Here is a 12,419-nt window from a genome sequence, read left to right as displayed (position 1 = left end):
GTCTTGGGCACGCCGACGATCCTGATCCCGGCGTCCGTGAGGCGCTTCGCGGCCGCGAGCGTTCCCTCGCCGCCGATCGCGATCATCGCGTCGATGCCCAGGCGGTCCATGTGGCCCTTGATGACCTGCGGGCCGCCGCCGTTTTCGAACGGGTTCGTGCGCGAGGTGCCGAGGATCGTGCCGCCCTGCTTCGAGATGCCACGCACCATGGTGCGGGGGATGTCGATGATGTCGCCCTCGACGACTCCGCGCCAGCCGTCCTTGTAGCCCACGAACTCCTGGCCGTGCACCGCGATTCCTTTGAGGACGGCGCCGCGGATGACAGCGTTGAGGCCGGGGCAGTCGCCGCCGGAGGTGAGGATGCCGATCTTCATTCAGGGCCTTTCCGGGTGCGGCCGGCCGTGGGAGAGCGGCGAGCCGTGGTGGGTGAGCTTGGGCGCCCCGTTGAGCCAAGCCGATTCTAGCGGCGTGGAATGCGTGATGCACACCACAACGGACGACGGCGGCGCTCTGCCGTCGTCGTCCGCTGCGCCTGCCGCGTTTGGCGGCTCAGGTCCGATCCTGCTGACTCGGGCGAGTCTGCCGCTCAGGCCATGGGGCCTTCGCCGGGTCCGCGCACCGCACCGCGGCCTCCGCCGCCGACGAGCCGCTCGAGGATGATCGACCCGTTCGGATCAGGCAGGAGCGCCCAAGCGATGACGTACGCGAGGACGGCCGGTCCGGGCAGGAAGCACAGGACGATGAAGACGATCCTGACGAACATGACGTCGACGTTGAGCCTCTCCGCGATGCCGCCCAGGACGCCGCCGAGGAGTCGGCGGGGGCTTCGGCGCAGGCCGGTGGACCGGATGGCGTTGAAGAACGAGTCCATGGTGTCTCCTAGGTTGCGAAGTGGTGCGGTGGGATTTGGGGGTGGTTCGAGAGGTTCAGTCTTGCGCGGGCGGGTCGCTCTTGTAAGAGCCAGACGTCCTGTAAGGCCGGGCAGTCTCGTACGGCGCCTCGTAGGGCCGCGTCTCGTACGGGCTCGGGCGCGGGTCCTCGGCTTCCGGCGTGGACGACTCCCCGCCCTCGACTGCCCGCCGGCTCCGGGCGGCGGCGAGACCGCCGCCGATGACGAGGCCGAGGCCCGCGAGGATCAGGAGCGCGACGGCTGCCAGAGCGGGATCGACTGTGAACCAGCCGAGGCGGCTTGCGACGAGCAGGCCCGCGATTGCGACCACCACGGCCCCCCAGACGATCGTGCCCACCCGCGGGCCCTGCTTGTTCCCCTGCTGTTCGACGTTGGTGCTCATCTCACCGCTCCTGCTGAATGTCGACGTTGCTCATGGTCGCGTGCACCGTCACCACAAGGATCTCGCCGGGACGGCTCGCGTTGTAGGTTTCGGAACCGTTGGTTCCGACGCCGGCGATCGACTTGTCGCCGAACTGCACGTTGCTCATCGTTGCGTCCGCATCGACTCGCACGGGCACGTCCTTGGGAATGCGGATGTGGAGTTGGCTCATGGTCGCGTCAACCGGAACGTTCGCGGTCGAGGCGAGTGGACCGGACGAGTCGAGACCGGTGAGGTCGAGCTGGCCCGCTGCCGCCGTGACCTTGTAGCCCGCTTGGGCCTGTTGGACGTTAGCGGGTGCGAGGTTGACTGCGTGCCGGGGGCGGCTCAGCTCGTAGGCGGGCTGGGTCATCGCGGCGATGGCGAGGGCGACGATCGCGAGGAACGAGAGGACCCCGCCCGAGCGGCCGCGCAGCCCCGCAACGATGATGCCCAGGCCAAGGATCGCCGCTCCCACTGCCCACAGCGCCCCGGTGCTCGGGTCGACGAGGGCGACGCCGGCGAACTGCAAGGCGAGCAGTCCGCCGGATACCAGCACAGCGGCGCCGACGACGACGGCCGCGAACGGACCGCCTGGCCCAGGACGGCGCGTGCGAACGGCCGTGCTTCCAGGAGCGGTGGGAGTGCCGTGGACCGGTGAGTCGCCTTCCCCCTGATATGCCCGCGCATAGGGGCCACCCGAGTACTGGGCACCCGAGTAAGGGCCACCCGAGTAGGGGCCGCCCGAGTACGGGCCGCCGGCAGCGTATGTGCCGCCGGCATACGGACCGTTCGCGTAGGAGGTGTTCGCGTAGGAGCCGGCGCCCTCCGACCCGCTCTGATCTGCAGCCTCCGTGCCAGTGTCGCCGGGTGCCTCCGCTGCCGGTTCGGGACGGCTCGGCCCATAGCCGTACCAGCCATGGCGCCGGCGACGCCGTGAACGCGAGATGCTGAAGATGGCCAGCGCCGCCGCCCCGATCCAGAAGAGCCCCCAGAGCGGGCCCGCTCCGCGCAGGTCACCGAACCAGAAGCCTGCCCGTGCGCCGCCGAGCCCGAGGATGGTAGCGATGAGGCCGCCTGTCATGCCTGCCGTCCACCGGCCGCGCATGGCTTCCTGGCAGTGGATGCGTCCGTCCGGTTCGGGCAGCAGCAGCCACAGGAGGCCGTAGGCGAGGACGCCGATGCCGAGGAAGATCGCGGCCACGATGAAGAGCCCGCGAACCACAACGGGGTCGACGCCCCAGCGGTGCGCGAGTCCGCTCGCGACTCCGCCGACCCACCGGTCCGAGCCGCGGGTGACGCGGAGTCGTCGGATCCAGCCGAAGAAGTCTGACCCGGCGGCTTTGCCATGATGGTGGCCGGTCGTGCCGGGAGTGGGGGAGGGTTCCCCTGGAGTCTGTTCCGTGCTCATGCCTCTATCCTTCCGGCCGGCGGAGCCGCTCCCCATGGGGTGAAACCCTGAAAGCACCCTGATTCACCCCCTGAACCCCCGGTTCCGCAGCCCTGAGAGGGCCCGATCGTGCTTGGATTGATCGCATGGACACCCTTGAGATCCGGCCGCCGCTCGTGCGCGGCGAGGATCGGTTCGTCGCGGGAGTCTGTTCAGGGCTTGCCCGGCACCTCGGGGTGCGTGTCGACGTCGTCCGGTGGGTCATGGTCCTCGCGTCGCTCCTCGGCGGCGCCGGAATCGTGTTCTACGCCTGGCTGTGGATCATGGTGCCCACGGCGGCCGAGGCGGCCCGCCGCGGGGGGCGCAGGCCGGCGTCGCCCATCGCTCCAGCCGTCAGCCGCCCGCAGGCTCCACGCACGACGGCGGAACCCGCCTCACCAGCGCAGGTGCGGCGAGCGAGGCGGCTGGCCGGGCATGCGCGGGAGATGCTGCTTGGCGCCGTCCTGCTCCTCGGCGCTCTCGTGCTCGGCAGCCGCCTGATTGGCTTCGAGATCCCCCTGGGCGTCATCGTCCCGGTGGCCGCGATCCTCGGCGGGGCCGCCCTCGCGTGGATGCAGCTCGACGATTCGCGCCGCGAGCAGCTTGTCCGCGGGGCAGGCGCCGGCCGGTGGAACGGCGGCCTTCGATTGGGCGCCGGTCTCGCGCTCGTGGTCGCCGGCGTCGCGCTCGCGGTCTCAGGCAGCCAGTGGAACGTCTTGGGTCTCGCCCTAATCGCCTCGCTGGCAGTGCTCGCGGGCGTCGCGCTCGTGCTCCTGCCGTGGGGCCTCAAGTTCTGGCGGGATCTCGGGGCCGAACGCGCCGCGCGGGTGCGCGAGGAGGAGCGGGCCGAGATCGCAGCGCATCTCCACGATTCGGTCCTCCAGACACTCGCGCTTATCCAGCGCAGGGCTGGAAACGAGGCCGACGTGATACGTCTCGCCCGCGCCCAGGAGCGCGAGCTGCGCGAGTGGCTCTATCGCGATGCGCGGAAGGGCGAGGGGACATTCACGGATCGGCTCAAGGCGTTCGCCGCCGAGGTTGAGGACGCGCATGGCCAACCGGTCGACGTCGTCTGCGTGGGAGACGCACCGCTCGACGGCGACCAGCGCGAACGGCCCGAGGCACTCCTGCAGGCCGCGCGTGAGGCCATGGTCAACGCCGCTCGGCACGGCGGCGGCCCCGTGTCCGTGTACGCGGAGGCAGGTGCGCAGGCCATCGACGTCTTCGTCAAGGACCGCGGCCCCGGATTCGATCTGGACGAGGTGCCCGCCGATCGTCTGGGTGTCCGCGAATCGATTGTGGGGCGGATGCGGCGGCACGGCGGCGAGGCGACGATCGTCTCCAGTGCCGGAGGGACCGAGGTGCGCCTGCATCTGCCGGGCGCGGGAACGGAGGAAACATGAGCGAACCGGTCACGGTCGTCATAGTGGACGACCACACGATCTTCCGGTCCGGCCTCAAGGCAGACCTCGACGAGCGGGTCCGCGTCGTGGGAGAGGCCGGCACGGTTGAGGAAGCCGTCGAGGCCATCGAAAGGCTCCGCCCGCAAGTCGTGCTTCTCGACGTTCACCTGCCCGGTGGGCTTGGCGGGGGAGGCCGCGAGGTGCTCACCCGGTCCACCACGCTCACCCCACAGGTCCGATTCCTGGCACTGAGCGTCTCCGATGCCGCCGAGGACGTCGTCTCCGTCATCCGCGCCGGCGCGCGCGGCTACGTGACGAAGACGGCGTCGGGACCGGAGATCACCGACGCCGTGCTCCGGGTCGCCGAGGGCGACGCCGTCTTCTCCCCACGCCTCGCAGGCTTCGTCCTCGATGCGTTCGGCACCGCGGCCGTAGCAGACGACGAGCTGGACCGGCTCTCCGCTCGCGAGCTTGAGGTCATGCGCCTCATCGCCCGCGGTTACTCGTACAAGGAAGTCGCGAAGGAGCTGTTCATCTCAGTCAAGACGGTCGAAACCCACGTCTCCGCCGTCCTCCGCAAGCTCCAGCTCACGAACCGGCACGAACTGAGCCGCTGGGCCGCCGACCGCCGGATCTGGTAGCCGCCCCCGGGCGGGAGAGCCGGTCTCGGGCCGGGATAGACGCCCGCGGACGGGGTCAGCGCGCCGTGCCCAAGAACTCCTGGATGCGGCCGACGCCCTCGGCCAGATCGTCGTCTCCGAGTGCGTAGGAGAGGCGGACGAAGCCGCTCGGCCCGAAGGCTTCGCCGGGGACGATCGCGACTTCGACCTTGTCGAGGATCAGCGCGGCAAGCTGGGCCGACGTCGTCGGGCGCACGCCGGCGATCTCCTTGCCCAGAAGCCCGCGTACGTCGGGGTAGGCGTAGAACGCCCCATGCGGCGTCGGGCAATTGACGCCCTCGATCGAGGAGAGCCTTTCAACCATCGCGCGGCGCCGGCGGTCGAAGGCGACCTTCATCTCCTCGACCGCGTCGAGCGGCCCCGACACCGCTGCGAGGGCCGCCATCTGGGAGACGTTGGAGACGTTCGACGTCGCGTGCGACTGCAGATTGGTGGCGGCCTTGATGACGTCGGCCGGCCCGATCATCCAGCCCACGCGCCACCCGGTCATCGCGTAGGTCTTGGCTACGCCGTTGAGGATGACGACCTTGTCGCCAAGGGCGGGTGCCGCAGTCGCGATCGACGTGAACGGGACGCCGTCATAGGTGAGGTGCTCGTAGATCTCATCGGTGACGACCCACAGGCCCTTCGACGCGGCCCACTCACCGATCTCCTTCACCTGGGCGGGCTCATAGACAGCACCCGTCGGATTGGAGGGCGAGACGAACAGGAGCACCTTGGTGCGCTCGGTGAGCGCGGCCTCGAGCTGATCGACCGTTACGAGGTACCCCTGCTCAGGACCCGCGAAGACCTCGACGGGCACGCCGCCCGCGAGCCGAATGGCCTCCGGATAGGTGGTCCAGTAGGGGGTCGGGAGCAGGACCTCGTCGCCCGGATCGAGGAGTGTCGCGAAAGTGTTGTAGACCGCCTGCTTGCCGCCATTGGTCACGAGGACCTGGGAGGGCGAAGCCTCGTAGCCCGAGTCGCGGAGAGTCTTCTCCGCAATCGCCTGCTTGAGCTCCGGGAGGCCGCCGGCAGGGGAGTAGCGGTGGAAGCGCGGCTGACGTGCCGCCTCGATCGCGGCCTCCACGATGTAGTCGGGCGTCGGGAAGTCAGGTTCGCCAGCGCCGAAACCGATCACGGGCCTCCCAGCCGCCTTGAGCGCCTTCGCCTTCGCATCGACGGCCAGGGTCGCGGATTCGGCGATGGATCCGATGCGCTGGGACACACGGGCGGAGGTCATGAGCTCTTCCTGACTTTCGATGGGCGTGGGGTGGGCGTGATTCTGCTCTGGCCGGTCTTGTTCTGGCCGGTCTTGTTCTGGGCGGTCTTGCTGTGGGCGGCGAGAGCCCCGACCACTACTCTAGGTGCTCTACGCGCCACTGAGGGCTCCGGTTCGACGCGGACGGTGATTGTGCGTAGACTGGTCCACCGGTATCAGAAACATAGCCTCAGTCGGCCGTGCCCCGGCGCGGACGGTCTGGGAGGACGCAGCGAAGCCGCGTCCGATCCTTGGTAAGCTGAGGAGTCGGTTTCTGACCGAAGGGTAGTGGCGCAATTGGTAGCGCAGCGGTCTCCAAAACCGCAGGTTGCAGGTTCGAGTCCTGTCTGCCCTGCGCACGGCGTGTCCCGGTAGCCCGGGACGCTCCAGCACAAAGAACAGTCAGCGGGAATCCCGCAGGCATCCAGGATGAGCGAGGAACAGGTGACCGAAACAGCTGCGAGCAGCTCTCAGGGCCGCCCCGCCAAGCAGGCCAAGAAGCTCGGCTTCTTCGGCCGCATCGCTCTCTTCTTCCGGCAGGTCGTCGGCGAGCTCCGCAAAGTCGTCACGCCTACCCGGCAGGAGCTCCTGAACATGACGGTCGTGGTGCTGGCGTTTGTGGTGGTCATGATGGTCATCGTCTTCGTTCTCGACTTCCTCCTCGGACTCGGTGTCGGCTGGGTCTTCACAGGGAAGTCGAGCTAGTAGACGGTCGGTCTCCGCAGACCATGTCCGGATCGGAAAAGGGGGTCCGACGGCGTGGTGTGCGGATTCGCATTTAAGTCGCAAGAGGAGAGCAGGAGACTAAGTGTCTGAGCACGAGAGCGAGACAGAGCGCGAGGCCCCGGCCCCCGAGGCCGCGGTCTTCAGCGACGCTGCCCCGGTGCCCGCAGCGGCGCCCACGGCATCCGATGTCGATCTCGCGTTCGACGATGAGTCTTCCGAGGCGGAAGCCGCGGACTCTGTGGACGAGGACGCTGCCGCCGTCGAGGCCGAGCCTGTCGGCGAGGTCGAGGAAGCCGAGGCCGAGCCAGAGGCCGGAGGCGAGGAGGCGCCGGTCGATCCGGCCGAGGCCGCCGAAAAGGCCGCAGAGGACTTCCGGGCGAAGCTCCGCCGTCAGCCCGGCGACTGGTACGTCATCCACTCCTACGCCGGCTACGAGAACCGTGTAAAGGCGAATCTCGAGACGCGCATCCAGACTCTGGACATGGAGGATTTCATCTACGAAATCCAGGTCCCGATGGAGGAAGTCGTCGAGATCAAGAACGCGCAGCGCAAGATCGTCAAGCGCGTTCGAATCCCCGGCTACGTTCTCGTCCGCATGGACCTGACGGACGCCTCGTGGGGCGCGGTGCGCCACACGCCGGGCGTGACCGGCTTCGTGGGCAACGCCCACAACCCCGTCCCGCTGCGGCTCGACGAGGTCTTCACGATGCTCGCGCCCGTCTTCGAGCAGGAGCAGCAGGCCGAGGCGAAGGCCTCCGGCAAGGGCGGCGGACGCCAGCCGAGTGCTCCCGTCAACGTGGACTTCGAGATCGGCGAGTCGGTCATCGTCAAGGAAGGCCCGTTCGAGACCCTTCCGGCCACGATCTCCGAGATCAAGCCCGAATCGCAGACGCTCGTCGTGCTGGTCTCGATCTTCGAGCGCGAGACTCCCGTGACCCTCGCGTTCAACCAGGTCTCCAAGATCTGATTCCCAACTGAAGACTTCGCCCCGGGGTCCGGCCCGCTTTGCCGGCCCCGGGGCGGCCGACTGTCTGGCCAGGGCAGTCACCACCTGGGCGGCGCTCCTGCTGCTCAGGAAGCAATGAAAGAGAAGGATCCTCAATGGCTCCCAAGAAGAAGGTCACCGGCCTTATCAAGCTGCAGATCCAGGCAGGCGCCGCGAACCCGGCCCCGCCGATCGGCCCTGCGCTCGGTCAGCACGGTGTCAACATCATGGAATTCTGCAAGGCGTACAACGCCGCGACGGAATCCCAGCGTGGCAACGTCATCCCCGTGGAGATCACGGTCTACGAAGACCGTTCCTTCACGTTCATCACGAAGACCCCGCCGGCCGCCGAACTCATCAAGAAGGCTGCGGGCGTCCCCAAGGGCTCCGCGACCCCTCACACTGTGAAGGTCGCCAAGCTCACGGATGCCCAGGTCGAGGAGATCGCCAAGACCAAGCTCGAGGACCTCAACGCGAACGACGTCGAGGCCGCAAAGAAGATCATCGCGGGTACGGCCCGCTCGATGGGCATCACTGTCGAAGGCTGATTGCCTTCACCGCACCACAACTGAAGACAAAGACGGACGGTGATTCCCGCCGTCGTCGGTGGCAGGGCCGAGCGCGGCCCATTTGGACCACAACTGCACAAGGAGATACAGAGCAGCATGGCAAAGCGCAGCAAAGCATACGAGGCAGCGTCGGCGAAGATCGAGGCTGGCAAGGTCTACGCGCCGGCCGAGGGCATTGCCCTCGCCAAGGAGATCAACCCGTCGAAGACGGACTCGACCGTAGAGGTCGCGTTCCGCCTCGGCGTTGACCCGCGTAAGGCAGACCAGATGGTCCGCGGTACGGTCAACCTCCCGCACGGTACCGGCAAGACCGCCCGCGTTGTCGTCTTCGCGACGGGTGACAAGGCCGCGGCCGCTGAGGCCGCCGGCGCCGACGTCGTCGGTTCGGATGACCTCATCGAGCGCATCCAGGGCGGTTGGACCGACTTCGACGCCGCTGTGGCGACGCCGGAGCTCATGGGCAAGGTCGGCCGTCTCGGCAAGATCCTCGGCCCCCGCAACCTCATGCCGAACCCGAAGACCGGCACGGTGACCCCGGACGTTGCGAAGGCTGTTACGGACATCAAGGGTGGCAAGATCGACTTCCGCGTCGACAAGCACTCGAACCTCCACTTCATCATCGGCCGGACCTCGTTCGAGGCCCGCCAGCTGGCCGAGAACTACGCGGCCGCCCTCGATGAGGTGCTTCGCCTCAAGCCGTCGGCTTCGAAGGGCCGCTACATCCAGAAGGCCACCGTGGCCACGACGTTCGGCCCCGGCGTTCCGGTCGACCCGAACGCAACCCGCGTGGTTCTCGAGGGCTGAGGAACGAACTCAGAGGGCTGAGGAACGCACCCGCTCCTACCCCTTTCAACGCCCCTTTCCGCGACCCGCGGGGAGGGGCGTTGTGCTTTTGTGGCACCGTTTGTGAAACTTGCCCCATGAGCTCCCAATACCGGGTGCAGCGCCTGCGTCTGCCCGCCTCGATCTACGACGCGGATGCTGCCGAGTTCCGGGAGTTCTCGGATCTCACGGACGCGATCGAGCGGCAGATCTGGGGAAATGACGATCGGTGCTCTCCCGCAGCCTTCCGCCTCGGCGTCTGGCGGGACACGAGCTACGAATTGACCTCGCTCTTTTTCGTGCGCGACGGCGAGCGCATGGTTGGGCGAGGGTGGTGCCAGATGTCCCTCAAGGAGGACAGGGACCGCGCGATGGTGCGCGCCGAAGTGCTCGACGACTTCACGGGGCGGGGGATCGGAAGGCTTCTCCTCGACGCGGCAACGGAGGAGGCCGCCCGCTACAGCCGGACGATCCTCAACTCGTTCACCGAGCACCCGGTGGGCTTCGACGAGGAGGCCCCGGACGCCGTCGTCCCTTCCACGGGCTATGGCGCGCTGCCCGCGGACTCCCGCGCGGTGGCTTTTGCCAACGCAGCGGGCTTCGAGCTGAGCCAGGTGGAGCGCTACAGCGAGCTGATCCTCAGCGAGTACGACGGCGGGCGGCGGGCGCTGGAGGCGGCGGCCACGGCAGCGGCGGGGGACTACGAGGTCCTCGTGTGGGAGGGCATTCCGCTCGAGCACCAGGCTGAGATGGCTCTGCTCCTCGGCAGGATGTCGACGGATGTTCCGTACGGGGTGGATCGCTATGAGCGGGCCGAGTGGGACGCGGACAGGGTCGCCTCGCTCGAGGCCCAGCTCTCAGACGCCAACACGCTTCCGCTTTATGCGGTCGCTCGGCACCGCGCGAGCGGCCAGCTCGTCGCCTACACGTCGCTCTGGATTCGGTCAGGCAAGGAGGACGTTGCGGATCAAGACGATACGCTCGTCGTGCCCGAGCACCGCGGCCATTTGCTCGGGACGCTCATCAAGCTCGCCAACCTGAAGGCGTACCGGGAGCGGTTTCCGACGGCTCGCAAGGTGATCACGTTCAACGCGGAGGAGAATCGGCCCATGCTCGCCATCAACGAGGCGCTCGGGTTCCGTCCGGTGGGCTACGACGGCGAGTGGTACAGGAGGCTCGCATGACCCCGGACCCGCGTTCGGCCGAGGCCGTCGAGCCGACGCCTGAGGCGGATGATCTCCGGGAGATCCGGCCGAGCGTCCCGCTTCCGCCGACGTCGGCCGTCCGGACGGAGGCGCGAGCAGTGCAGGTGGCGGGCCTCGCCGTCGTCGTGAGCTTTGTCGCCGCGCTCATTGCGTTTGCCGGGCGGCGTCCTGCCCTTTCGGGCGACCACAGCGTGGGCGACGTCGCAGGCCTCGTGGGCGGCGCCGTCGCCGTGATCGTCCTGCCGCTCGCCTACCGGCACACTTTCGATCACCCCCAGCACCATTGGCTGGTGGAACGGCCGGCCTGGCGGCGGTACCTGGGCGTGCTGGCCCTTGCGGTGGTCCACGGGGCGATCGCGTTCATGGCTGCGTGGGCTGGTTTCCGGATCTTCCAGCAGGCGTTCGGCGCCCTCACATTCGATCCCTTCGCGGGTGCGATCGAGACGGCGGTCGTGGGCGGGCTCTCCGCCTACGCGACGTACCAGTCGGGCGCGCGGATGAACAGCTACCTGCTCTCGAACCTGCTCGCGACGTATCTGGCCGCGGGAGTGCTCACCTCGATGGTCACGACGAAGAACCCCAACTGGTGGGAGATCAACTTCAGCGCGCTCGGGGCGGCCAACAGCGGGGTCGCCTGGACGTTCAACGTCACGCTAGTAACCGGCGGGATCGTGATCACGATGCTCGCGGAGTACGTCACGCGCGATATCCAGGCGCTCGCGGCCTTCCGCGCAGATAGGCTCGCGAGCCTCGGCGTCCAGGAGAACGGCTTCGTCCGACGCCGCGGTAGGGCCTTTGGTGGAACCGACGTGCGCATCCGTCCGGTTTTCGTGTGCCTTGTGCTCATGGGCCTCCTGCTCGCAGGGACGGGGCTCGTCCCGGTCGACGTGTACATGCCGGGCCACAACGTGCTCGCCACGTCGATGTCAGGCGCCTTCGTGGTCCTCGTAGTCGGTCTGCCGTGGTGGCTTCCGGGCGTAAGCCGGACGTTCCAGTTCACGGGCTTCGTCATGCTCGGGGGAGCCGTGCTCGCCGTCGTCCTCTGGTATCCGCTCGGCTACTACAACATGACGGCGATGGAGATGTTCGTCGCCGGCATTGTGCTCGGCTGGCTTGTCCTGCTCATCCGGAATCTGGCCGCCGCGGTCGAGGACGCCCGCCGCAGCGCGCTGAGCGAGCTGCTCGGAAGCTGAGATGCGCCGCGATTTGGCGGTTTCCTTGCCATCCCGTAGTCTTGAAGGACCAAAGACCGCCGGTCGCTGATTGTCGTGTGCATTTGCCCGCCCCAATCAGCCTAAGGTCCCCGGAGAGGGGCGGCCTGCGCAGGTGAACGAGCGAAAGCTCCGGCACGGGTTCGACCCGGCCGGCCCTCCACGCCCCGTGCATCTGCGCGGGGCGTTCGTCATTCCGGGACCGAGTATCGGCCTAGTTCCCCCGGAAGGAGGGTTATGGCAACGCCTGCCAAGGTGGCAGCTGTCGAGGAGATCACCAAGGATTTCCAGGAGTCGGCAGCCGCAGTCCTGACCGAATACCGTGGGCTCTCTGTCGCCCAGCTCAAGAAGCTGCGTCGTGCGCTCGGCCAGGACAGCAAGTTCTCGGTCGTGAAGAACTCCCTGACCGCCATCGCCGCGAAGGAGGCTGGCGTCGACGCGTTCGACGGCCAGCTTGCCGGGCCGACCGCGATCGCGTTCATCAAGGGTGACGCCGTTGCGGCCGCCAAGAGCCTGACCGACTTTGCCAAGGAGAACAAGCAGCTGGTCATCAAGACCGGCTACTTCGAGGGCAAGTCGCTCGACGCGAACGAGGTGGCCGCTCTGGCCGCCCTGGAGTCCCGCGAACTGCAGCTCGCACGGGTTGCCGGCGTCCTCAAGGCGCCCATGGCCGCCGCTGCGCGCACCATCGATGCCCTGCGCATCAAGCTCGAGGAAGAGGGCGGCGCTCCGGCCGCTGCTTCCGAGGCTCCGGCCGCCGAGGCCGAGGCCCCTGCCGAAGCTGCCGCCGAGGAGGCCCCTGAGGCCGCCGAGGCTGCTGTCGAGAGCTGATCTCAAAC

The 12,419-nt window shown here is 68.0% G+C and carries 14 protein-coding genes and 1 tRNA gene; 10 read left to right on the top strand and 5 right to left on the bottom strand.

The window, feature by feature from the left end:
* From LK10_RS01070 to LK10_RS01055, 4 genes are all read right to left on the bottom strand, one after another.
* A partial coding sequence (locus LK10_RS01070; protein ID WP_043119431.1) for a 6-phosphofructokinase occupies positions 1 to 374 on the bottom strand: 374 nt, incomplete at its 3' end.
* A gap of 212 nt (positions 375 to 586) precedes the next feature.
* Entirely contained in the window at positions 587 to 871 is a 285-nt protein-coding gene (locus LK10_RS01065) for a PspC domain-containing protein (protein WP_052206805.1), read from the bottom strand.
* Positions 872 to 926: 55 nt separating this feature from the next.
* Positions 927 to 1,292, bottom strand: a complete 366-nt coding sequence (locus LK10_RS01060) for a hypothetical protein (RefSeq protein ID WP_043119430.1) — start codon at positions 1,290 to 1,292, stop codon at positions 927 to 929.
* Position 1,293: 1 nt separating this feature from the next.
* Positions 1,294 to 2,721: a PspC domain-containing protein gene (locus LK10_RS01055; RefSeq protein ID WP_052206804.1), complete on the bottom strand. Its 1,428-nt coding sequence runs from the start codon at positions 2,719 to 2,721 to the stop codon at positions 1,294 to 1,296.
* 125 nt (positions 2,722 to 2,846) lie between these two features.
* Between LK10_RS01055 and LK10_RS01050 the strand changes: the two genes are divergently transcribed.
* Both LK10_RS01050 and LK10_RS01045 read left to right on the top strand, forming a co-directional pair.
* Positions 2,847 to 4,142 (top strand): ATP-binding protein, encoded by a 1,296-nt coding sequence (locus tag LK10_RS01050; protein WP_043119428.1) that lies wholly within the window; start codon positions 2,847 to 2,849, stop codon positions 4,140 to 4,142.
* Positions 4,139 to 4,783, top strand: coding sequence for a LuxR C-terminal-related transcriptional regulator (locus LK10_RS01045; protein ID WP_043119427.1), 645 nt, complete (start codon positions 4,139 to 4,141; stop codon positions 4,781 to 4,783). Before LK10_RS01050 ends, LK10_RS01045 begins: the two co-directional genes overlap by 4 nt.
* Positions 4,784 to 4,838: 55 nt before the next feature.
* Here the strand turns inward: LK10_RS01045 and LK10_RS01040 are convergent, their stop codons facing one another.
* The gene (locus LK10_RS01040) at positions 4,839 to 6,044 is read right to left on the bottom strand and encodes a pyridoxal phosphate-dependent aminotransferase (RefSeq protein ID WP_043119424.1); all 1,206 of its coding nucleotides are present in this window, start codon (positions 6,042 to 6,044) and stop codon (positions 4,839 to 4,841) included.
* Positions 6,045 to 6,344: 300 nt separating this feature from the next.
* Here LK10_RS01040 and LK10_RS01035 point away from each other — a divergent pair.
* The 8 genes from LK10_RS01035 (at position 6,345) to rplJ (ending at position 12,411) form a co-directional block, all read left to right on the top strand.
* Positions 6,345 to 6,417: transfer RNA gene (locus tag LK10_RS01035), tRNA-Trp, on the top strand.
* Between the two features lie 74 nt (positions 6,418 to 6,491).
* Complete coding sequence (gene secE / locus LK10_RS01030) at positions 6,492 to 6,767, top strand: preprotein translocase subunit SecE (protein ID WP_043119422.1); 276 nt, start codon at positions 6,492 to 6,494, stop codon at positions 6,765 to 6,767.
* A gap of 103 nt (positions 6,768 to 6,870) precedes the next feature.
* The gene (gene nusG, locus LK10_RS01025; RefSeq protein ID WP_043119420.1) at positions 6,871 to 7,755 is read left to right on the top strand and encodes a transcription termination/antitermination protein NusG; all 885 of its coding nucleotides are present in this window, start codon (positions 6,871 to 6,873) and stop codon (positions 7,753 to 7,755) included.
* Between the two features lie 134 nt (positions 7,756 to 7,889).
* Positions 7,890 to 8,321 (top strand): 50S ribosomal protein L11, encoded by a 432-nt coding sequence (gene rplK, locus LK10_RS01020; protein WP_043119418.1) that lies wholly within the window; start codon positions 7,890 to 7,892, stop codon positions 8,319 to 8,321.
* 117 nt (positions 8,322 to 8,438) lie between these two features.
* On the top strand, positions 8,439 to 9,146 hold the full coding sequence (gene rplA, locus LK10_RS01015) for a 50S ribosomal protein L1 (RefSeq protein ID WP_043119417.1): 708 nt from the start codon (positions 8,439 to 8,441) through the stop codon (positions 9,144 to 9,146).
* Between the two features lie 116 nt (positions 9,147 to 9,262).
* Positions 9,263 to 10,348: a GNAT family protein gene (locus LK10_RS01010; RefSeq protein ID WP_043119415.1), complete on the top strand. Its 1,086-nt coding sequence runs from the start codon at positions 9,263 to 9,265 to the stop codon at positions 10,346 to 10,348.
* Entirely contained in the window at positions 10,345 to 11,562 is a 1,218-nt protein-coding gene (locus LK10_RS01005; protein ID WP_052206803.1) for a hypothetical protein, read from the top strand. The genes LK10_RS01010 and LK10_RS01005 overlap by 4 nt, the downstream gene beginning before the upstream one ends.
* Positions 11,563 to 11,817: 255 nt before the next feature.
* Positions 11,818 to 12,411: a 50S ribosomal protein L10 gene (gene rplJ, locus LK10_RS01000; RefSeq protein WP_043119413.1), complete on the top strand. Its 594-nt coding sequence runs from the start codon at positions 11,818 to 11,820 to the stop codon at positions 12,409 to 12,411.
* The last annotated feature ends 8 nt before the right edge of the window (positions 12,412 to 12,419 follow it).

It is taken from the genome of Sinomonas humi (genome assembly GCF_000802235.1).
GTDB lineage: Bacteria > Actinomycetota > Actinomycetes > Actinomycetales > Micrococcaceae > Sinomonas > Sinomonas humi.
The sequence above is the reverse complement of the archived record's forward strand: the minus strand, read 5'-3'. Positions and strand labels throughout refer to the sequence as shown.